The sequence below is a fragment of the Streptomyces avermitilis MA-4680 = NBRC 14893 genome (genome assembly GCF_000009765.2).
In the GTDB taxonomy this organism is placed as follows: Bacteria; Actinomycetota; Actinomycetes; order Streptomycetales; family Streptomycetaceae; genus Streptomyces; species Streptomyces avermitilis.
The window spans coordinates 1439314-1460020 of sequence record NC_003155.5; the positions used below are offsets into that span (position 1 = coordinate 1439314).

Genomic DNA, 20707 nt, shown 5'->3' on the forward strand with positions numbered 1-20707 from the left:
ACGTGCTGATGGCCCACCCCGCCGTGCTGCGCAATCTCGTGGAGCAGTACGAGACCCTGCGCGCCCTGCACGCCGAGAACGGCAGTACGGAAGTGCGACAGCGCATGGACGACGCGGCCTACACGCTCTGCGTATCGACCGGTACGAAGGACGTGGAGGCCGCGCTCGTCGCCGCCCGCCGTCGACTGCCCCTGGCACGCACCAAGGAGGACTCGCTGCTCACCACGTGACCGGCGACACATCCAAGTCGCGCGACCGTTGACATGTGTTCCCGATTCCGGGGTAAGCGCGGGAGCACGACGCTTGGACAAAGCCCGACAGGCCGAACAGTGAGTTTCGTGGGAGAGGTAATGGACACCGCCATGAGCAGGTCGATGGTCAAGGACGAGGCGACCCGGACCGCGACTGGTGAGGGGTCGCTGCCACATATCGTGGATCCGCGTACCGTGGCTCCTCGTGACGCGCGGGAGCTGTCCCGCCAGTTCTTCCGGCGCCTGAGCGAACTCGAAGAGGGCACACACGACTACCAGTACGCCCGCAACACCCTGATCGAGATGAACATGTCGCTGGTGCGGTTCGCGGCGGGACGCTTCCGCAACCGTGGGGACGACATGGAGGACATCGTCCAGGTCGGCATGATCGGCCTCATCAAGGCGATCGACCGGTTCGAGATCTCTCGCGAGGTCGAGTTCACCTCCTTCGCGCTGCCGTACATCGTCGGCGAGATCAAGCGTTTCTTCCGCGACACGACGTGGGCGGTCCATGTGCCGCGCCGCCTCCAGGAGTTGCGGGTCGAGCTGGCCAAGGCGCGCGAGGAACTGTCGAGCCGGCTGGACCGCGAGCCCAGCGTCGCCGAGCTCGCCACCCTGATGAACCTGTCCGAGAACGAGGTCGTCGAGGCCCAGATCGCCTCCAACGGGTACAACTCGTCGTCGCTGGACGCCGCGCTCTCCGGGGACGACCAGGAGGGCGAAGCCGTCCTGGCCGACTTCATCGGCGAGGAGGACGACGGCATGCAGCTGGTCGAGGACTTCCACACCCTCGCGCCCCTGGTCGCCGAGCTCAGTGACCGCGACCGGCAGATCATCCACATGAGGTTCGTGGAGGAGGCCACCCAGGCGGACATCGGCGCCCGGCTCGGCTGCTCCCAGATGCATGTCTCCCGTCTGATCAAGCGGATCATCGAGCAGCTGCGCACGGGCATGCTCTCCGATCTGCATCGGGTCGAGAGCGCCTGACGGTTCCTGAAGTCGAGAGCGCCTGACGGTTTTCCTGACAGGGCGGTGGCGCTGCCCCACTCCGGTGAGTGGGGCAGCGCCACCGCCCTTTCGACGCTGTCCTCAGCGTCAGGCTTTCCTCAGCGCAGCCACTGGTCCTTCTCCGCGGGCCGGTAGAGGGTCACCGCCCTGGTCCGCTTGTCCAGGACGAGCCGGGGTGCGGCCGCCCGGGTCACCTCTCCGTCGTACGAGAACCGCGGGTCGCCCTTCAGGACTTCGAGCCGGAGGCCGCGCACCTGCGCGGTGGTCAGCACCCGCGAGTTGTGCAGAGTCCCGGTGAGCACCGCGAGCAGCAGCCGTGTCCTGGCCAGTGGCGTGCCGGCGTCCACGGCACGGACGTCGAGGAGGCCGTCGTCGAGCTGGGTGCGGTACGTGGGCGCGAAGCCGGCCGGGTGGTAGATGCCGTTGCCCGCGAACAGCAGCCACAGGCGCTTGGGGCGGCCGTTCACCGAGACGCTGACGGGGCTGCCCGCCGCGAGCACGCGCGCCAGTCCGACGACGAGGGCGGGCCATTTGCCGATCCGCTTCTCCAGCTGCTCACGGGCGTGCACGAGGTCGGAGTAGACACCGAGACTGAAGGTGTTGAGGAACAACTGCTCGGGGCCGTCGGGAACGCGGGCGCAGCCGACGTCGGCGACGATCGCGTCCCCGTCGCACACGGCGCGTGCGACGTCCTCCATCGTCTGGTTTCCCAGGTCCACGGCGAAGTGGTTGAAGGTGCCGCCGGGGAACACCGCGAGCGGTACACCGAGCCGAGCGGCCACCTCCGTCGCCGCGTTGATCGTGCCGTCGCCGCCGCAGGCGCCGAGCGCGCCGCCCGCTTCCTTCGCCTGCCGGGCGGCCCGTTCGAGGAGTTCCGGCAGTTCCTGGCCCTCCTGCGGCACCAGGAACTCGGCCTTGGGCAGGAGCGAGCGCAGGCGGCCCACGGCGTCGTCCGCGTCGGTGCTCCGCGAGACGCCGGACGAGGGGTTGACGACCACATGGAGTCCGGCTCCGTCGGCCAGTGCCGGCGCGGGCCTGCGGGGCGGCGCCGCGGCGGCCGCCGTCTCGGGCTTGACCGGCCACCAGCGTGCGGTGAGCGCGGCGGCGCCGATGCCGATGGCGGTCCCGACCGCCACATCGCCGGGGTGGCGGGCCCCGGAACGGATGCGGGCCGCCGTCAGGGCCGCGGCGGCCGGGGCGACGAGGAGACCGTACCGGGGCGCTTCCAACACGACGCCCGCGGCGAACGCGGCGGCTGACGCGGCGGGTCCCGCCGCGTGCGGGGCCTCTGCCCGGTGGGCGGTCGGACGCGCGAGCGTGCGGGTGACGGCCGACGCCATGGCCACGGCTCCGATGCCCCGCATCGCCGCCCGGCGCGCCGTGCGCTGCCCGGACACGCCGAGCAGTGCGGCGGCGCCGACCCATACGAGCCCGCCTCCGACGGTCCGACGCCACCCGGACGTCCCGCTCCGCCCCGCCTCGAATGCGGTGGCGACGCGGCGGCCGGTGCCGCCCCCTTGTCGCAGCCAAGCCGTGCGTTCGGAAGCCACTGGGCCCACCCCTTGCGTATCGACGGATCTACCGGTCGGCAAGGTGAGCGCCGCCCCTCTCCCTGATGCCCAGGCTTCTCCCCTTCATGGGTGTTCATGGGTTCACGACTGTTTCGGCAGCTCCATGACGGCCCTGACGCACTTCCCGACCGGCACTCGCTCCACGGTCACCGCGGCCGCCAGCACATGGACGATCTCCAGTCCGTGCATACCCACGCGTCCGGGGTCCGGGGGGTAGCGCCTGGGCAGCGCGGCGCTGCTGTCGTACACCGTGACGGTCACGGAGGCGTCGGTGCCCTCCAGCTCGAGGATGTACGGGCCGTGGCTGTGCCGGTCGGCGTTGGTGACCAGTTCGCTCACCACGAGAAGCAGGTCGCCGTCGGCACGGGCGTCGATGGGCGCGCACCACTCGGACCGCAGCTGTTCGAGGAACAGCGCGGCGAAGGCCCGGGCCTCGGCGATGGACCCCAGTTCCCCCGTGTAGTGGGCCGCCCGCCGCAGCGGCTCCACGGGCATGTCGAAGTCAGTAGGTATCACTGCTCCGTCCAAGCTCTCGATCATGCAGGTCTCTCTCGGAAGCGGGTCCATTCCTGGCGCGCCACACCTCGTCCGTACCTCGTTCCTGGGGTGTCGCACCAGTGCTCGTACCCAGCGAATCGCTTCGCACTCACCCCATGTTCTCCCGGAGCGCGGCGCGGTGTGGCCCGTTCAGCCGGATCGGTGCGGACCAGCGGATGCCGGGCCGCGTCCCCGCCCCCTCGCGACAGGGCTGCCTCAGTACGACGGCGGGGTCGCGGCCGGCTCCGGGGCACTGTAGGTGGTGTCGGACTCGCTGGTGGTCTCGGGCGACACGACACCCGGCGACGGCGGCTCGGTGGTGGTGGGCTCGGTCGTCGGGGGCTCGGTCGTCGGGGGCTCGGTGGTCTTGCGCTCGGTGCTCTCGGGCTCGGTGGTCGGAGGCTCGGTGGTCTTGGGCTCGGTGGTCGGGGGCTCGGTGGTCTTGGGCTCGGTCGTGGGAGGCTCGGAGTACGACTCGGGTGACGACTCGCGCGACGAGTTCGGGGACGACGGAACCGATGGGGACGACGACGACGGCTCCGGCGACTTCGAGGACGGGGAGTGCGGCTTCGGCGAGGAGGAGTCCGGCGGGAGCATCGAGGCGCTCAACGACGGGGACGGCCGATGCCGCGGCGGATCGGTCTTCTCGTCATGTCGGCCCTTGTCGCCGCGCCGGCGGTGGAACCATTCGTCGTGGTCCGGGTCGAACATCACGAACACGTTGATGGCCGTCGGCGCGGGCGTGACGAACACGACGTTCTGCGGCCGGTACGAGGCCCACGTGTCGCCCGTCTGCCTGGGCCTGGTCGTCTGCGGGACCGGGTACAGGAGCGGGTTGCCGCAGGCGCAGCGCACCCGGGGCACGCCGCGGCTGTTGACGAGGACCGCGGTGCCGGCCTGTAGCACCGCCTGGTACGGGGTCGCCACGCCGTTGCGGAAGCCGTGGTTGGTGACCCAGGTGTCCACGCGCAGTTGCACGGGGGTGAGCGACCGCAGATAGGCAGGGACCTCGGACGGCGCGATGCCCTCCACCGAGGCGAAGGCACGGTTCTTCTCGGGGGCCGCCCGGAGCGCCTTGATCTGCTTCTCCACGTCGCAGCTGGAGACCTTGCGGGTGCCGCCGTAGAGACCGGGCTCGGAGCCGTCGATACCGCGCGCCGCCTGGGCGGACGCCGACGTGCTCGCCGGGGCCGGGGTCAGGGGGGCCGTGGAACTCTCGTTCGCCGTGGACTCCGTGAAGGGGTAGGGGCCCGACTTGCCGGCGGCCTGGAGGAAGACCTCGCCGCCCTTGCCGGCGGTGGACGTGCCGTGGGAGCGGGTGAGGACGAGGGCGGCCACTACGGCGACCACGACGGCGGTGGCCATCAGAGCCACCCGGGGTGCGGACTTCCACCAGCGTTCGGGCTCCTTGCCCGCGTCGCCCGGCCCGAGGGGACCGGACGGGCCGCCGCCACCGCCGGATCCCGCGGACCCCCCGCTGCCCGCGTCGCCGCCCGACGAGCTCCGGACGGGGCGGCCGCTCGGCTGGACGGGCCGCTGCTGCGTGGGACCCGACAACGGGCCCGAGGGGGGTCCTGTGGGGCGGCCGGCCGGCGGTTCGACGCTCACGAGCTCTTCTTCCCTGCGTAGGGATGAGCGGCATCTCATCTACTTTGTGCCGCTTTGTTGTAGATCAATCCATTGTGTGCTCCGGTCCCGGGCCGCTCGCAAGCCGACGCGGTCGGCCCTCCCGAGGGGCGGAGCGCCGACGCCGTGCTTAGCGTGACAGCGTGAGCGCCCCCACACCGTCCGACCAGACAGTGGCCCGCCCGGGCCGGTCGGCGTTCGCCCGGCACGGCTGGGTCCAGGCCCTCGCGACGGTACTGGCCGGGCTGATCGTCATGGTGGTGACCGCCGCGCTCGGACTGTTGGCGGCGGGTGCGGCCGGCCTTCCCGGCAACGCGTTCGTGAGCGTCGACGCGGCCACCGTGGTGACGGCGGTCGGCGGCACCGTGAAGCTCTCGGGCGACGCGGGGGCGATCGCCGACACGAAGGCCGGGCTGACCGTGATGCCCCTGTCCGTCTCGCTCGCCGGGGTGCTGACGATCGCCGCGGGCTTCCTGCGGCACCTGCGGCACCGGGCCGTCGCCGGCGCGCGCGAACTCGCCGGCTGGTCCGCCCGCATCGCCGTCGTGTGGCTGGTGGCGCTCGTCGGCCTCACGTTCACGGCCCGTCACACGTTCACGATCTCCCTGGGGAACGGGATGATCGGCGACATCGGCGAGCTCTTCGGCGTCGCTCCGAAGGTCGGCTTCACCACGGACGTACCCCTCACCCTGCTCTTCGGACTGCTGTGGCTGGTGGGTGTGTTCGTCCTCGCCCTGCTGGTGTCGCGCGGTGCGCCGCTGCCGGCCCGGGTCGTGCGCTTCCAGGAGTCGGTGCGTCCGGCGGCGTACGCGATGGTCGTGCTGCTGCTCGCGTATGTCGTCCTGGGGATCGTGATCGGGCTGGTCGTGGCGGCGAGCCGCGGGCACACCGCCGAGACGTTCGCGGTGATTCTGCTGGGGATGCCGAACCTGGTGTGGCTCGCCCTCACGATCGGTCTGGGTGCCACCTGGAACGGCCGGGTGGACGGGCCGTTCGGTCTGCCCATGCCGCATCTGCTCGACGAGGTCCTGCGCACGCCGGACGTCGCCACGCTCGATCTGCGCTCGCTCGCCCACTACGACGGCCGGGTGTGGTGGCTGGTCGTCGTCGACGCCGTGCTGATCCTGGCGGCCGCGTTCGTGATGGCGGTGCGGTCACCGGCGCGGATACGGGCCTGGCAGCACGCCCTGCACATGGCGGTCGCGCTGACGCTGACGGTGCTCATGATCTGTCTCGTCGCCCGCGTCTACGCCCATTTCGGCCTCTCGCTCCTCGGCATCGGAGATATCGACGGCGGCCTGTCCGGAGTGCTGTTCCTGAAGCCCAGGCTCTGGACCGCGCTCGGCTGGGCCGTGCTGTGGGGGCTGGTCACCGGCTTCCTCGGCGCGCTGCTCGCCAGGCCCGTGCACCGGCGAGGCGAAGTCGCCTGAGCGGCCCGGCCCTACCGGATGCACCCGACGGCCGCCTGACACAATTCGAACAGCACTGGCGTACGGCAGAACCTGCCGCGGACGATGGAGGGGCCCTGTGCCGCCGACCTCACGACCCTTGCGGAAGCTGGGCTTCTTGACCATCGGCCTGTTCGACGGGGCCGACCCCGGCCGAGGCCACGAGTCGACCCTCGGGATCATCGAACTGGGCGAGCAACTCGGCTTCGACAGCGCGTGGGTGCGCCACCGTCATCTGCAGTACGGCATCTCCTCTCCCGTCGCGGTGCTGGCGGCGGCCTCGCAGCGCACCAGGCGCATCGAACTGGGCACGGCCGTCATCCCCCTGGGCTGGGAGAACCCGCTGCGGCTCGCGGAGGACCTCGCGACGGTCGACATCCTCTTGGGCGGCCGCCTCAACCCGGGTGTCAGTGTCGGCCCCCCGATGCACTACGACCAGGTCAAAGAGGCGCTCTACCCCGACACCGCGGACGCCGAGGACTTCGGCTACGAGCGGGTACGGCGGCTGCTGGACCTCGTACGCGGCGAGCCGGCCACCGACTTCAGCGGCGTCGAGGGCTTCGAGGTGTTCTCCGACCGCGTCCAGCCCCACTCACCCGGTCTGGGCCGCCGCATGTGGTACGGCGGCGGGAGTCTGCGGTCGGCGCAGTGGGCCGGTGAGCACGGGATGAACTTCCTCACCAGCAGTGTCGTGAAGGCGGAGGAGTCCGAGGACTTCGCCGGCATCCAGCTCTCGCACATCCGCGCCTTCCGCGCCCATCACCCCGACGGCGACCGCGCCCGTGTCTCCCAGGGGCTCGTCGTCATCCCCACGGACTCCGCCTCGCCGGAGCAGCGCGCGAAGTACACGGCGTACGTCGAGAAGCGGACTCCGCGCACCGTCACGCCGCAGGGACCGGCACGCATGATGTTCGCGCCCGACATCGTCGGCACCTCCGCCGAGATCGCCGAACGGCTCCACGCCCACGCGGCCTTCCAGGAGGTGGACGAGGTCGCGTTCGCGCTGCCGTTCTCCTTCGAACACGCCGACTACGTGCAGATCCTCACTGACATCGCCACCCGGCTGGGCCCGGCACTCGGCTGGCAGGCGGCCACCTGAGCCTGCCCCCTAGCGGCGGAAAACCGGCCGGGCCCAGCGCGGTGGTTCGGGGATCGTGGTGGGACCGGTCCGCTTCGGCGGGTGTCTTTGCGGGCCGGCGCCTGCCCCCGCGGTACGCAGCGCGGCCACGAACGCGAGGCACGAGTCGTAGCGGTCCTCGGGGCTCTTGGCGAGCGCCTTGGCCATCACCTCGTCGACCTGCGGGCCCAGGTCGGGGCGCCTGCGGCTCAGGCGTGGCGGCTCGTCGTGCTGGTGGGCCCACAGCAGCGCCATCTCGTCGTCGCGACAGAACGGCGGCGTCCCGGCCAGGATCTCGTAGACGACGCACCCGAAGCCGTAGACGTCGCAGCGGCCGTCCACCGGCTTCCCGCAGATCTGTTCCGGCGCGACGTAGTCCAGCGTGCCCACGAACTGGCCCGGGATCGTGAACCCGGTCACCGTCAGCGACCTCTTGGTCAGGCCGAAGTCCGTGAGATACACATGCTCGGGATGGTCGCTGTCCGTGCCCCGGGCCACCAGGATGTTGCCGGGTTTGACGTCCCGGTGCACCAGTCCGTGGTCGTGCGCGGCGTCCAGCGCGGAGGCCACCTGGAGGGCGATACGGACGCCGGCCGAGAACGGCAACGGGCCCTCCCGGTCGAGCAGATGACGCAGATCGCGCCCTGAGACGAAGCGCATGGCGATGTACAGGACGCCCTCCGTCTCGCCCGCCTCGAAGACCGGCACGATGTTCGGATGGTCGATGGCGGCGGCCACCCGCGACTCGTGTGTGAACCGCCGGCGGAAGGTGTCGTTGAGCGCCAGCTCGGGCGCGAGCAGCTTCAGCGCGACGGTCCGGTCCAGCCGCAGGTCCCTGGCGCGGTAGACGACGGCCATGCCGCCGCGGGCGATCTCGCGTTCGATGCGGTAGCTCGCGATCTGCTTGCCGATCAGCTCGGAGGGCCGCTCCGAGGACAGGCCCGTGCCGTGCGACGGGCCGGCCATCAGAGGTCGTCCGTGTCGTCGGGGAAGTACCGGGCGAGGCCGTCCGCGGACCGGGAGCCGTCCGGGACGGCGTCCTGGACGACGCGGGTCGGCTCCGCCGGGACCGGGCCCGGCGTGTCGCCCTCGGCGGCGTACGTGCTCAGCCGGGTGCCGTCGCAGTACTCCCACCGCTCGTGCTCGGCGTCGTACAGCCACATCGACTCCCCGTCGACGACCACCCCGATCCGCAGCCCGTGGGTAAGGCTGCGAAAGCTCTCCCCGTCCAGGCTTCCGCCCGCCAGTTCCTCCGCCGCGCCGCGATAGCGGCCGAGCGCCTCTTCGACGTGGGCGAGCAGGGGGCGCGGGTCCTCCGCGCGAACGGGAGAGCCGGGCGCGGCGGGCGGTGGCTGCGGCACGCTGACCAGGAGCCGGCCGTCGACCCACGCCGACCAGCCGTTGGCGCACACCACGTGCCCCCAGTCGCCGCGCCGGTCGACGAGCTGGACGGGCAGCAGCGCGTCGAGCGGCACGGTGGGCCGGGCGACGTCCGGGGCCTCCCAGGCGGGCATCCCGTCCTGGGGGACGACGTGGGTCGGGCGGAATCCGGGGGCAGTCATCGCCGCTACTTCCGCATGACCAGGGGTTCGTGCCGGCGCAACAGCCGGTCCACCGCGTACCCGAAGACGAGGGACAGCACGACGAGCATCCCCATGTCGAGCAGCCACACGCCCGCCGAGCGTCTGAACAGCGGGTCTCCGGTGAGGTCGCCGGGCACGATCCGGGCGAGTCCGATCGTGCCCGCCATGGCGCCCAGCGCCCACCGCGAGGGCACCAGCCAGGACAGCTGCTGGATCACCGCCACCCCGTTGAGCTTCAGCAGGGCACCGCAGAAGACCACTTGGACGATCGCGAGGAGTACCAGGAGCGGCATGGTGACCTCCTCCCTTCGCACCAGGGCCGAGACGAGGAGGCCCAGCATCATCGCGGTGAAGGAGAGCAGGGCGACGGCGAGGGTGAGCTCCACGAGCGGTGGCATGAGGACGCCCTCGCCGCCGGGCGCGTCGAGGTCGACGCCGAGCAGGGCGACCAGGGTGAGCACAATGGCCTGGAGCACGGTGATCGTGCCGAGGACGACCACCTTGGACATCAGGTACGCCGACCTGGACAGCCCGACGGCCCGCTCCCGCTGATGGATCGCGCGCTCCTTGACCAGCTCGCGCACGGCGTTGGCCGCGCCGGTCAGCACGCCGCCGACGCACAGGATGAGCAGCGCGTTCATGGCGGTCTCCTGGGTCAGTTTCCCGCCGGCCAGCGCCCGGGCCATGGCGCCCATCACGAACGGCAGCGCGATCATGATGGCGAGGAACGTGCGGTCGGCGGAGAGCGTGGCCGCGTAGCGCCGTACGAGCGTGCCGAGCTGGGCGCCCCAGCTCTGCGCCTTCGGCGGCGGTCCGACGGCTGCCGCCGGGGCGGCCGACGGCAGGTAGGGCGGTGTGCCGACGCCCTCGATGTACTGCTCGTGCTGGAGTGAGTCGCGGTATTCCCCCGCCCAGTCCCGGTCGCGGTCGTGTTCGAAGGCCTCGAACGCTTCCGGCCACTGGACGAAGCCGAAGAAGGGCAGGGTCTCGTCCGGTGGACCGTAGTAGGCGACGGTGCCGCCCGGGGCGAGGACGAGCAGCCGGTCGCAGACGTCCAGGCTGAGCACGCTGTGCGTGACGACGATGACGGTGCGGCCGTCGTCGGCGAGGCCGCGCAGCATATGCATCACCGACCGGTCCATGCCCGGGTCGAGCCCGGAGGTGGGCTCGTCGAGGAAGAGCAGTGACGGCTTGGTGAGCAGTTCGAGGGCGACGCTGACCCTTTTGCGCTGGCCGCCGGAGAGGCTGTGGATGGGCTGGTCGGCACGTTGTTCCAGGCCCAGCTCGCGGATCACCTCGTCGACCCGCGCCCTGCGTTCCGCCTTCTCGGTGTCCTGTGGGAAGCGCAGCTCGGCGGCGTACCCGAGGGCCCTGTGCACGGTCAGCTGGGCGTGCAGGATGTCGTCCTGCGGGACGAGTCCGATGCGCCGGCGCAGCTCGGCGTAGTCGCGGTAGAGGTCGCGGCCGTCGTACAGGACCGTGCCCCGGTCGGCGGGACGCTGCCCGGTCAGGGCGTTCAGCAGGGTGGACTTGCCGGAGCCGCTGGGGCCGATGACGGCGAGCAGGCATTTCTCACCGACCGGGAAGGAGACCTGGTCGAGGAGGATCTTGTGGTCGTGGTCGAGCTCGACGGTGAGGTCGCGGACGTCGAGGGAGACCTCGCCGGTGTCGACGTACTCCTGCAACTGGTCGCCGACGAGGCAGAACACGGAGTGGCCGATCCCGACGATGTCACCGGGCGTGACCGGGGCGCGGGTGACGGGCTGGCCGTTGAGGTAGGTGCCGTTGTGGCTGCCGAGGTCGACGATCTCGTATGTGCCGTCCGGCAGCGCCTGTAGTTCCGCGTGCCGGTGGGAGACCATGAGGTCGTCGATGTCCAGGTCGTTGCCGCCGCCGCGGCCGATACGGACCGTGCGGGTGGGCAGCGGCCGTACGGTCGTCGGCTGCCGGAACGTGCCGGTGGCGGAGGGCATGAAGACGGCGGAGGGATGCTCGGTTGCGAGCCGCGCGCAGTCGACGAGGACGGCGCGCGGGCCGTCGGAGGGGTTCCCGAAGCGGATCTCGCTGCCCGGTCCGACGCCCCACTCGTGGATGCGGCGGCCGTCGGCGTAGGTGCCGTTGGTGCTGTGCTCGTCCTCGAGCGTCCAGTGGTCGGCCTCGACGCTCAGCACCGCGTGGTGCCACGAGACCCGGACGTCGTCCAGGACGATGTCGCTCGAGGGGTCGCGTCCGACGTGATAGTCGCGGCTCGGGCTCATCACCGTGGAGCCCGTCTCGGTCTCGAGGACGAGCTCGGGTGCAGTCGGCGCGACCGGCCGCTCTCCCATGTGCTGAATTCTAGCTATTCGCCCACATGTGCGCCTGATCGGCGAGCCGCGACGGGGGCGGGCCCGTCAGGCCGCGGGGGTGGAGAGCGCGGGCACGAACCGCTGCATCCGCAGCGCGTCCACGGACTCCGCCAACAGCTCGTACTCGGTGGTGTCGTCGCTGGTGGCGATGCGGACGAGCCGGCCTGCGGCCAATTCGTCCGCGACCAGCTCCTGCTGGATCGCGTCGCCGCACCATGCCCGCAGCAGGCTCGGCACGTCGGGGACGGTCTCCGCGACGGGGGCGATGGAGTTCGGCGGGAAGTTCGGGTTGTCGGGGTGGGGATCGAGCCGCTCGGCGATCCATGAGGCACGGTCACGCATCCACCACAGGGCCAGCGCCAGGGTGGGCGCGCGATACGTCCCCAGGGGCACTCCGACGCGCTGACCGCCGCATATGCCGTACGCGGTGACATGGCACAGGAATTCGTCGTGCACGATCGCTCCCCCATTGCGGCGCTCGCTGCCGGGTCGGCCCTCTTTCCTTGCATTCGCTCGCTGTGCACATGGGACAGGCCGGCGATGACGCGCGAGGCGCACGAAGGCGCGATTCGATCGTGGCCGAATTGCCCTAGGAATCGAGTATCGCCACTACTGACACTCTGTCACCATGCCATTCCAGCCAGTCTCCTGGCATATTCACGGTCCGGTTTGGCCGAAATGAGACGAGCGCCGCAGTGAAGGCGGGGCGTACGCCCGGCGCGCTGGCACCCTTACCTCTGAGGTAATCGACGCCGTCCGCCCCGGTCCCGCATGGTTGCGATGTCGGATCCCCACCGCACCAAGCTCCGGGGATCCGGCCTCTGACCAGCATGTACGCAACTGCCGACGCCGATGGAGGCCGATCCGCATGAGCACGAACAGCAACCGCTACGAGTCCGCCGTCGCCCGCTACTTCGAGGCCTGGAACGCGGGTGACCAGGACGCGCTCACCAAGGCGGTCGCCGCCGCCTGGACCGAGGACGGGAGCTACACCGACCCGCTGGCCGATGTCAGGGGCCACGAGCAGATCACGGCCGTGATCGCGGCGGCGCACGAGCAGTTCCCGGGGTTCGCCTTCCGGCTCACCGGCACGGTCGACGGGCACCACGACATCGCCCGCTTCGCCTGGGAGCTGGTGAACGAGGCGGACGGCTCGGCACCCGTCGCCGGGTCCGACGTGATCACCCTGGACGGCGAGGACCGCATCCGGAGCGTGCAGGGGTTCCTGGACCGCGTGCCGGCCGGAGCCGCCTGAGCCAGCTGCGCCGTCCTGACCGCGCGTGGTCGTCGAGCCGGCCGGCCCGGCCCCGGCCGGCTCGACGAGGAGCGCCTGGACCGTCAGGGCCTCGGCTTGATGATCGCCTCGATCCGGGCCAGTTCCTCCGCGTCGAAGTCCAGCGTGCGGGTGGCCGCCACGCTGTCCTCCACCTGCCGGGCGCTGCTCGCACCGATGAGGGCGGAGGTGACCCGGCCGCCGCGCAGGACCCAGGCCAGGGCGAGCTGGGCGAGGGTCTGGCCGCGGGACTTGGCGATGTCGTCGAGGGCGCGCAGCTGTCGTACGAGATCCTCGGTGACCGTGTCCGCGCTGAGGAACGGGCTGTCGCTCGCGGCGCGCGAGTCCTCCGGGATGCCGTCGAGGTAGCGGCCGGTCAGCAGGCCCTGCTCCAGCGGGGAGTAGGCGATGGAGCCGATCTGCAGTTCGTCGAGGGTGTCCAGGAGGCCTTCCTCGGGACGGCGGTCGAGCATCGAGTAGCGCGGCTGGTGGATGAGGAGCGGGGTGCCCAGTTCGCCGAGGATGCGGGCGGCCTCCCGGGTCTGCTCCGGCGAGTAGTTGGAGACGCCGGCGTACAGCGCCTTGCCCTGCTGGACCGCCGAGTGCAGGGCGCCCATCGTCTCCTCCAGAGGAGTCTCCGGGTCGGGGCGGTGCGAGTAGAAGATGTCGACGTGGTCCAGGCCCATTCGGGTGAGGCTCTGGTCGAGCGAGGAGAGCAGGTACTTGCGCGAGCCCCACTCGCCGTACGGGCCCGGCCACATCAGATGGCCGGCCTTGGTCGAGATGACCAGCTCGTCGCGGTAGGGCGCGAAGTCCGCCCTCAGGGCGTCACCGAGGGCCGACTCGGCGGCACCGGGCGGCGGACCGTAGTTGTTGGCCAGGTCGAAGTGCGTGATGCCGAGGTCGAAGGCGCGGCGCAGGATCTGCCGCTGGGTCTCCACCGGCCGGTCGGGGCCGAAGTTGTGCCACAGGCCGAGCGACAGCGCGGGGAGCTTCAGACCGCTGCGTCCGGTGCGGCGGTACGGCATGGCCTCATATCGGGCGGAATCTGCGGTGTACAACGTGCACTCCAGGAGGGCGGCTTCGTGGGAACGTCCGCGTGCGGGCGAACGTCCGTGTAGAGACGTCGTCCACTCTCACCTGCCTCGCGGGCATCGGTCCAACAGAAGAATCGGATGAGATTCAGCGTCTAGACTTCTCAATCATGGAACTGCGCCACCTTCAGCATTTCGTCGCCGTCGCCGAGGACCAGCACTTCACCCGGGCAGCCGAACGGCTGATGGTGTCGCAGTCGGGGCTGTCCGCCTCGATCCGCGCCCTGGAGCGGGAGCTCCAGGCCCCGCTGTTCGTCCGCACCACCCGCAGTGTCACGCTCACCGAGGCCGGCCGCGCGCTGCTGGGCGAGGCGGAGCGGATCCTGGCCCAGGTCCGGGCGGCTCACGACGCGGTGGCGGCCGTGCAGGGCGTGCTGCGCGGCACGCTCTCGCTGGGCACCGAGCAGTGCATCGCCGGGGTGCATGTGGCCCGGCTGCTCGCCGGGTTCCGGCGGCAGCATCCGGATGTGGAGATCCGGTTGCGCCAGGCGGGCTCGGGTGCGCTGGCGGAGGAAGTCGCCGCCGGGCGTCTCGATCTGGCCTTCGCGGTCCGGACGGAGACGGACACCGACCAGTTGCGCTCCGTGCCACTGACCGGCGAGCCGATGACCGTGCTCTGCCACCCGACCCACCCGCTCGCGACGGCCGGCGCGGTCATGCCGGAGGACCTGGGCGGTGAGGCGTTCGTCGACTTCCACCCGGACTGGGGGCCGCGCCGCATCACCGACGCCGCCTTCGCCGCCGCGGGCGTGAGGAGGACCGTCGCGCTGGAGGTCAATGATGTGCACAGCCTGCTCGACCTGGTCGAGGAGGGTCTCGGCGTCGCCGTGGTGCCCCGGCACTTCCGGCACAAGCGTGAGGCGCTCACGGCTCTTCCGCTGAAGGGCACGGGCGAGACGGTGTACGAGACCGTCGCCATCCTTCCTCCCTCCGCGGCCACCAGTCCGGCGGCCCGGGCGCTGATGACCTTGCTGGAAGAGGAGTTCTAGCGCACCTGGAGAGGTGCCGAGAGGGGTCCCACCGCTCCCGACCGGGCCGTCGTGCCGCCGCGGACTCGCGAGCGTCCGGCACACGAACCGCGTTCAGGAGTGGGCAGCGCATCGCCGCCCAGGCGTGAGGGGCAGCGATGCGCGAGGGTGGACCCATGCACGCAAAGGACGTCCTCACCGACGCGTACAGCCGCATCCAGGAAGAAGTGCACGCCGCCGTCGAGGGCCTGGCGCCTGACGTCCTCAACGCCCGGCCCGCCGACGACGCCAACTCCATCTCATGGCTCGTCTGGCATCTCACCCGTGTCCAGGACGACCACCTGGCCGATGCCTCAGGGCTCGACCAGGTCTGGCCGGCCCAGGGCTGGGACAAGCGCTTCGGACTCGACCTGCCCCGCCGGGACACGGGATACGGCCACAGCCCCCGGCAGGTGGCGAAGGTGCGGGTGGACTCGGGCGAGCTCCTGCTCGGGTACTACGACGCCGTGCACGAACAGTCGCTGGAGTTCATCCGCGGGCTCACCGCCAAGGACCTGGAGCGTGTCGTGGACGAGCGCTGGACGCCGGCCGTCACGCTGGGCGCACGGCTCGTGAGCGTCCTGGCCGACGATCTGCAACACGTCGGCCAGGCCGCCTACGTACGAGGGCTCCTTCAGAGCGCGGCCTCGTAGCCGGGAAGCACTACGTCCTGGATGAGGGCGTTGCGCTCGTCGAAGGGGAGGAACGCGCTCTTGAGGGCGTTCACCGTGACCGTGCGCAGATCGTCCGTGCTCCAGCCCGCCTCCTCGACCAGCAGGGACATCTCACGGGTCATCGTCGTGCCCGACACCAGACGGTTGTCGGTGTTGAGGGTGACGCGGAAGCCGAGGTCCTTCAGGGCCGTGATGGGGTGCTCGGCGATCGACGTGGCGGCGCCCGTCTGGAGGTTGGAGGTCGGGCACATCTCCAGGGCGACGCGGCGATCGCGCACCCAGCCCGCGAGCCGGCCGAGCTTGCCGTCGACGATGTCCTCGGTGATGCGCACGCCGTGGCCGATGCGCTGGGCGCCGCACACCTGGAGGGCCTGGTGGATGCTGGGCAGACCGTGCGCCTCACCGGCGTGGATGGTGAAGGGGACGTTCTCCCGGCGCAGGTGCTCGAAGGCGTCCAGGTGGTCGGCGGGCGGGAAACCGTCCTCGGCACCCGCGATGTCGAAGCCGACAACACCCGCGTCGCGGAAGGCGACGGCCAGGTCGGCGGTCTCCCGGGTGCGGTCGAACATACGCATCCCGCACAGCAGTGTGCCCACCCGGACCGGGGTGCCCGCGGCCGCCGCCTTGGCCATGCCCGCCGCCAGGCCCTCCTGCACGGTCTCGACGACCTCGGACAGGGTCAGCCCGCCCTTCAGCATCAGCTCGGGGGCGTAGCGCACCTCGCCGTAGACGACACCGTCGGCGGCCAGGTCCAGGACGTACTCCTCGGCGGTGCGCAGCAGGCCTTCACGGGTCTGCATCACGGCGAGGGTGTGCTCGAAGGTCGCTATGTAGCGCACCAGGTCACCGGAGTTGGCGGCCTCGTAGTACCAGTCGGCCAGCGCCTGCGGGTCCGTGGTGGGCAGTGTGTGGCCGACCGCCTGTGCCAGCTCCACCAGGGTGGCGGGGCGCAGACCGCCGTCGAGGTGGTCGTGCAGCACGGCCTTGGGGAGCCGGCGGATGGTGTCGATGTCGAGCGCGGTCATGCGGTGTCTTCCTCGGCAGGTTCTTCAGTGAGCGGTGGGGGCGGGCGCGGGCTGGAGCAGGTCCCAGCGGTTTCCGTACAGGTCCTGGAAGACGGCGACCGCGCCGTACGGCTCGTACCGCGGCTCTTCCAGGAAGGCCACGCCCGCGGCGCGCATCCGTGCGTGGTCGCGGGCGAAGTCGTCGGTGTGCAGGAAGAAGCCGACGCGTCCGCCGGTCTGGTCGCCGATCCGGCCGCGCTGCGCGTCGCCCTTGGCGCGGGCGAGCAGCAGTCCGGTGCCGGCGGCCGCCGATCCCGGCTCGACGACGACCCAGCGGGAGCCGTCGGGCCGCGACTCGTCCTCCGCGAGGCGGAACCCGAGGGCCTCGGTGTAGAAGCGGATCGCCTCGTCGTAGTCGTCGACAACGAGGGTCACCAGGGCGATGCGTCTCATCGGGCCTCTCCGACCGTCCAGGGTTATACGTAACACGTAGCGTACGTCATCGATCGAGGTGACTTTGTGTCCGGTGGGTCACATGCGCCGGACTGACGCTGCCCCGGCCCCCGGAGACCCGGGTACCGGGGCAGTCTTCATGCCGGAGCCGCCGCCGCGGAGATCAGTCCCGCTCCTCACCTTGCGCGACCTCGACCTGATGGTGGAAGCCGATGACTCCCGTCGCCGAGGCACAGACGGACAGGGCCGCGCAGGCGACCAGCAGGGCGGCCATCCGGCGCGCTGCGCGACGGGGCGGGCGCGGCACCGACAGCAGGGCCGCAACCCGCTGCGGCACGGGACCCGTGGCCACCGCGGGCGCGAACGAGGGGCGGTCGCTGTGGGCGGCCCGCACGGCCAGGGCGGCCCGGCCGATCGCCCGGGCGGTCAGCCGCCGGTCCCCGACGGCCGCGGCGTGCGGCCTCGTCGGCCACCCGCTCCACCGCGAGCCGGATGGCGTCGCCGGCGGCGCGCAGTCCCGGGTGGCAGTGCGCGGCGAGTTCGGCGGCGACGAGGAAGTAGTGGTGGCCGCCCGCGTTGTGGGCCCGCTCGTGCGCGAACAGCGCCTCGCGCTCGTCCGGGCCGAGACTGCGGAGCATCCCGGTGGTGACGACGATCCGGTGCGGCCTGCCCGGCAGGGCGTACGCGTCCGGCTGGGGCGAGTCGATGACGCACAGGTCGCCCGCGGTGTGCCGGTCGTCGGCCGCACTGGTCGCCGCCCGGAAGGCACGGGACTGCCGCACGACCGTACGGACCAGCGTCCACAGACAGACGGCGAGGGCGCCGACGGAGAAGGCGGCCGCCGGTACGACGAACATGTTCGACGCCGTGCGCAGGGGGTGCACCAGCTCGCCGAGGGCCGCGAACAGGGGGACTTCGAGCAGGCCGGTCAGGACGAACGCGCCGAGCGCGACCAGGGAACTGCCCGCGAGCACGACCGCGGAGCAGGTCAGCATCCACAGCGCGGCCGTGGGCGCGAGACGGTCGAGCGCCCGCCGGGCCAGTACGGGCATCGCGAAGGGCAGCGCGACCGGGATCAACAGCAGGAGGATCACTGTTCACCGGATTCCAGCAGGTCCCGCAGGACTCGCTCGTCGTCTTCGCTGAGCTGGGCGACGAACCGCGCGAGGGCGGTGTGCCGGTCGCTGTCCCGGTCGAGCTCGGTGTGCATACGCCGGGCGGTCAGGCCCGGGGCGTCCTGAACGGGGAAGTAGGCGTAGCCGCGGCCATGGCGCTCGCGTCCGACGATGCCCTTCTCATGCAGCCGGGAGAGGATCGTGGTCACCGTCGTACGAGCCAGCCCCGCGCCGAGGCCGAGCTGCACCTGCCCCGGGGTCCGGGGCACGCCCGCGGCCCACAGCGCGGCCATGACGGTGGCTTCGAGTTCGCCCGCCGGTCGGCGTTCGTCCTTCGCTTCGGCCATGGGAACCTTCCTCGCCCTGCAATCGTCTACAGTGTTGTAGACCGTGTACGGATTGTAATCGTCGCGGGCCCGGTCCCGGCTGTGCCCGCACGCCCGTTTCGACTGTGCCCGCACGACCATTATGGAAGGGGCCCACGAGGATGACCGCCGCCCTGTACATCTCGCCGTTCCGCGCGGTCGGTGCTCCCGGGGTGCCGTCATGAAGCGCGAGGACGCCTCCGACCTCGCCGGCTCGACGGCGGTGGGCGCGCTGGTGGCCTTCGTACTGCTGGCGCTCACCGTGTCCGGCCGGGCGGGCGACCCGCTGTTCGGGGACGCGGACCTGTTCGACTGGTCGGTCACCCATCGCCCCCCGGTCGCCGTCGCAGTGGCACGTGCAGTGACGTACACGGGCACGGGCTTCATTCCCTACGCACTGGTCGTCCTGGCCGGGCTCCTGGTGGGCCGCACGGCGCGGCAGCGGCTCTTCTCCGTCGCCGCCGCGCTCCTCTGCCTGGCCGCCGGCCAGGCCGTCCGGTACGGCGTGATGTCCCTGATCGCCCGCCCGCGGCCCGCGACGGCGGGCTGGTCCACGCATGCCTCCGGCTGGTCCTTCCCGTCCGGTCACACCACGACGTCCGCGATCACCGCGGGGCTGCTCGTTCTCGCGGTCCTGGCGCGCGCCCCGCGCGGCAGAGGTCCGCTCGCCGTGGCCATCGGCTGCTGGGGTGTTCTGGTCGGACTCACCCGCGTCTATCTGGGCGTCCACTGGTTCTCGGACGTCCTGGGCGGCTGGCTGTTCGCCCTGTGCTGGCTGAGCCTGAGCGCCTACGTCGTCACCCGCATCGCTCCTCCCGTCCTCCACGAGATAGCGGCCTCCCGTCACCGCCCAGGTCCTACGACGGAAGAGCGCCGCCATGACTCCCCCACCAGCACCGAAGACCCCCTCGACCCTGCTCCGCCGCCATCTCGGACGGGCCGTCGGCGCGGCCTATCTCGCCGCCGCGACCGCGCCGGGACCAGGGATGTGGCTGCGTCATCCGCACCGGATCGCCGTCGTCGGCCTTCCTGACTTATCCCTGAACACGGCCCCGTTCCTGCTGTCGCTCGTCCTGTTCACTGCCGGACTGCAGGTCCCCCCGCGGGATCTCGGTCGGCTGGTCGGACGACCGGCCGCCCTGCTGACCGGTCTCGCGCTGCATCTGCTCGCGCCGCTGCTCATCGTGCCGGGGGTGGCGTTCGCCCTGCGCCAGTCCCCCGACAGCGACGGCGGCAGCGGGCTGGTCGCCGCGATGATCCTGGTCGTCGCGATGCCCGTGGCCGCCGGGGCCACGGTGTGGACGGGCGCGGGCGAAGGAGACCAGTCCACGACCGTCGGGCTCGTGCTCGCGTCCACGCTCGCCAGTCCGCTGACCGTCCCGTTCACCGTGACGGCCCTGTGTCCCCTGCTCAGCGCCGACTACGCGGACACCCTGGCCGGGGCGGCCCGCATCGCGGGGAGCGGGTTCGCGCTCACGGGAGTCGTGCTGCCCTGCGCCGCCGGTCTGGTGGCCCGGCTCGCCCTGCCCCGCCGCGCCCTGGACGCACTCCTGCACGCGGCGGTCCCCACGGCGGCCTTGGGCTCGCTCCTGCTGACGTACGTCAACGCCAGCGGCGTACTCGGCCCCTTCCTCACCCGGCCCCGGCCGGTCCTGCTCGCGGCGGCGCTGGCCGTCGCCGCGACGGTGTGCGGGCTGTCCTTCGCCCTGGGCCGGATCACGGCCCGCGTACTGCGCCTCGACGCCCACGCCGGGGCCTCGGTGACGCTCGCCTGCGGGATGAACAACAGCAGCGCGAGCGCCGTGCTGATCACGACGGCGCTGCCCGACCGGCCGCAGGTGCTGCTGCCCGTCCTCGCGTACGGCCTGTTGCAGAAGGTGGCGGCGGGCCGTGTCGTACGGGGCGGTCACCACTCCGGAAGAGGTGCGTGACAGCGGTGGCGTTCCCCGGGCGCGGATTCCGTTGGTGGCCGGGGGAACCGGCGCCGGTTCCACCGTGCACGGCTGCGCCGTTGAGCGCCTGTGCCACGGCACCCAGGTCCCATCCGGTGGCTCCGGGACGGGCTGCCCGTGGCCGCTCGCGCCCGCCGTGGCCGCCGGGGCGGCGGGAGCGGTGTGCCGGCCGCGGAGCTGGGGACCGGCGCCGCGGCACCTCTTCGAACATCGGTCATGCGGGCGGTTCCACGAGCGGCTGGTGGCCGCCAGGACCCGGCCGTCGGCCGGCGCCGTCCTTG

General features: G+C 71.6%; 20 protein-coding genes and 1 pseudogene. 9 read left to right on the forward strand and 12 right to left on the reverse strand.

Annotated elements, in window-relative coordinates:
* The first annotated feature begins 2 nt into the window (after positions 1-2).
* Positions 3-230 (forward strand): DUF5133 domain-containing protein, encoded by a 228-nt coding sequence (locus SAVERM_RS06240; protein WP_010982588.1) that lies wholly within the window; start codon positions 3-5, stop codon positions 228-230.
* A gap of 120 nt (positions 231-350) precedes the next feature.
* Entirely contained in the window at positions 351-1238 is an 888-nt protein-coding gene (locus tag SAVERM_RS06245; RefSeq protein WP_010982589.1) for an RNA polymerase sigma factor SigF, read from the forward strand.
* A 119-nt stretch (positions 1239-1357) separates the two neighbouring features.
* Here the strand turns inward: SAVERM_RS06245 and SAVERM_RS06250 are convergent, their stop codons facing one another.
* The 3 genes from SAVERM_RS06250 to SAVERM_RS06260 form a co-directional block, all read right to left on the reverse strand.
* On the reverse strand, positions 1358-2809 hold the full coding sequence (locus tag SAVERM_RS06250; RefSeq protein ID WP_242432184.1) for a diacylglycerol/lipid kinase family protein: 1452 nt from the start codon (positions 2807-2809) through the stop codon (positions 1358-1360).
* Positions 2810-2911: 102 nt separating this feature from the next.
* Positions 2912-3370 (reverse strand): ATP-binding protein, encoded by a 459-nt coding sequence (locus tag SAVERM_RS06255; RefSeq protein WP_010982591.1) that lies wholly within the window; start codon positions 3368-3370, stop codon positions 2912-2914.
* A gap of 213 nt (positions 3371-3583) precedes the next feature.
* Positions 3584-4975, reverse strand: a complete 1392-nt coding sequence (locus tag SAVERM_RS06260) for a DUF6777 domain-containing protein (protein ID WP_242432185.1) — start codon at positions 4973-4975, stop codon at positions 3584-3586.
* Between the two features lie 161 nt (positions 4976-5136).
* On the opposite strand from SAVERM_RS06260, the gene SAVERM_RS06265 reads away from it, so the two are divergent.
* Both SAVERM_RS06265 and SAVERM_RS06270 read left to right on the forward strand, forming a co-directional pair.
* Positions 5137-6423 carry a streptophobe family protein gene (locus tag SAVERM_RS06265; RefSeq protein WP_242432186.1) on the forward strand — a complete coding sequence of 429 codons (1287 nt, stop codon included), beginning with the start codon at positions 5137-5139 and terminating at the stop codon, positions 6421-6423.
* 97 nt (positions 6424-6520) lie between these two features.
* Positions 6521-7540: an LLM class flavin-dependent oxidoreductase gene (locus SAVERM_RS06270; RefSeq protein WP_010982594.1), complete on the forward strand. Its 1020-nt coding sequence runs from the start codon at positions 6521-6523 to the stop codon at positions 7538-7540.
* Positions 7541-7549: 9 nt separating this feature from the next.
* On the opposite strand, the gene SAVERM_RS06275 is transcribed toward SAVERM_RS06270, so the two are convergent.
* From SAVERM_RS06275 to SAVERM_RS06290, 4 genes are all read right to left on the reverse strand, one after another.
* Positions 7550-8524: a serine/threonine-protein kinase gene (locus SAVERM_RS06275; protein ID WP_010982595.1), complete on the reverse strand. Its 975-nt coding sequence runs from the start codon at positions 8522-8524 to the stop codon at positions 7550-7552.
* Positions 8524-9120 (reverse strand): SH3 domain-containing protein, encoded by a 597-nt coding sequence (locus SAVERM_RS06280; protein ID WP_010982596.1) that lies wholly within the window; start codon positions 9118-9120, stop codon positions 8524-8526. Before SAVERM_RS06280 ends, SAVERM_RS06275 begins: the two co-directional genes overlap by 1 nt.
* Before the next feature lie 5 nt (positions 9121-9125).
* Positions 9126-11468, reverse strand: a complete 2343-nt coding sequence (locus tag SAVERM_RS06285; RefSeq protein WP_010982597.1) for an ABC transporter ATP-binding protein/permease — start codon at positions 11466-11468, stop codon at positions 9126-9128.
* Positions 11469-11534: 66 nt separating this feature from the next.
* Positions 11535-11945 (reverse strand): hypothetical protein, encoded by a 411-nt coding sequence (locus SAVERM_RS06290; protein WP_010982598.1) that lies wholly within the window; start codon positions 11943-11945, stop codon positions 11535-11537.
* Between the two features lie 412 nt (positions 11946-12357).
* On the opposite strand from SAVERM_RS06290, the gene SAVERM_RS06295 reads away from it, so the two are divergent.
* Entirely contained in the window at positions 12358-12744 is a 387-nt protein-coding gene (locus tag SAVERM_RS06295) for a nuclear transport factor 2 family protein (protein WP_010982599.1), read from the forward strand.
* Positions 12745-12827: 83 nt separating this feature from the next.
* Here SAVERM_RS06295 and SAVERM_RS06300 read toward each other — a convergent pair whose 3' ends face one another.
* Positions 12828-13823 carry an aldo/keto reductase gene (locus SAVERM_RS06300; protein ID WP_037646123.1) on the reverse strand — a complete coding sequence of 332 codons (996 nt, stop codon included), beginning with the start codon at positions 13821-13823 and terminating at the stop codon, positions 12828-12830.
* Between the two features lie 143 nt (positions 13824-13966).
* Here SAVERM_RS06300 and SAVERM_RS06305 point away from each other — a divergent pair, with 143 nt between their 5' ends.
* Together SAVERM_RS06305 and SAVERM_RS06310 are read left to right on the forward strand one after the other, a co-directional pair.
* On the forward strand, positions 13967-14845 hold the full coding sequence (locus SAVERM_RS06305; protein ID WP_010982601.1) for a LysR family transcriptional regulator: 879 nt from the start codon (positions 13967-13969) through the stop codon (positions 14843-14845).
* 155 nt (positions 14846-15000) lie between these two features.
* Complete coding sequence (locus tag SAVERM_RS06310; RefSeq protein ID WP_010982602.1) at positions 15001-15516, forward strand: mycothiol transferase; 516 nt, start codon at positions 15001-15003, stop codon at positions 15514-15516.
* Here the strand turns inward: SAVERM_RS06310 and SAVERM_RS06315 are convergent.
* The 4 genes and pseudogenes from SAVERM_RS06315 to SAVERM_RS06330 form a co-directional block, all read right to left on the reverse strand.
* A complete protein-coding gene (locus SAVERM_RS06315; RefSeq protein WP_010982603.1) occupies positions 15498-16562 on the reverse strand; it encodes an adenosine deaminase in 1065 nt (354 codons plus the stop codon). The genes SAVERM_RS06310 and SAVERM_RS06315 overlap by 19 nt on opposite strands.
* Positions 16563-16586: 24 nt before the next feature.
* Positions 16587-16994, reverse strand: a complete 408-nt coding sequence (locus SAVERM_RS06320; protein WP_010982604.1) for a VOC family protein — start codon at positions 16992-16994, stop codon at positions 16587-16589.
* 163 nt (positions 16995-17157) lie between these two features.
* Positions 17158-18088: pseudogene (locus SAVERM_RS06325) on the reverse strand (M56 family metallopeptidase).
* Complete coding sequence (locus tag SAVERM_RS06330) at positions 18085-18456, reverse strand: BlaI/MecI/CopY family transcriptional regulator (protein WP_010982606.1); 372 nt, start codon at positions 18454-18456, stop codon at positions 18085-18087. The pseudogene SAVERM_RS06325 and the gene SAVERM_RS06330 overlap by 4 nt, the downstream one beginning before the upstream one ends.
* Before the next feature lie 199 nt (positions 18457-18655).
* Here SAVERM_RS06330 and SAVERM_RS39805 point away from each other — a divergent pair, with 199 nt between their 5' ends.
* Both SAVERM_RS39805 and SAVERM_RS06335 read left to right on the forward strand, forming a co-directional pair.
* Positions 18656-19507 (forward strand): phosphatase PAP2 family protein, encoded by an 852-nt coding sequence (locus SAVERM_RS39805; protein WP_010982607.1) that lies wholly within the window; start codon positions 18656-18658, stop codon positions 19505-19507.
* On the forward strand, positions 19389-20405 hold the full coding sequence (locus SAVERM_RS06335) for a bile acid:sodium symporter family protein (protein WP_237529159.1): 1017 nt from the start codon (positions 19389-19391) through the stop codon (positions 20403-20405). Before SAVERM_RS39805 ends, SAVERM_RS06335 begins: the two co-directional genes overlap by 119 nt.
* Positions 20406-20707 lie beyond the last annotated feature (302 nt).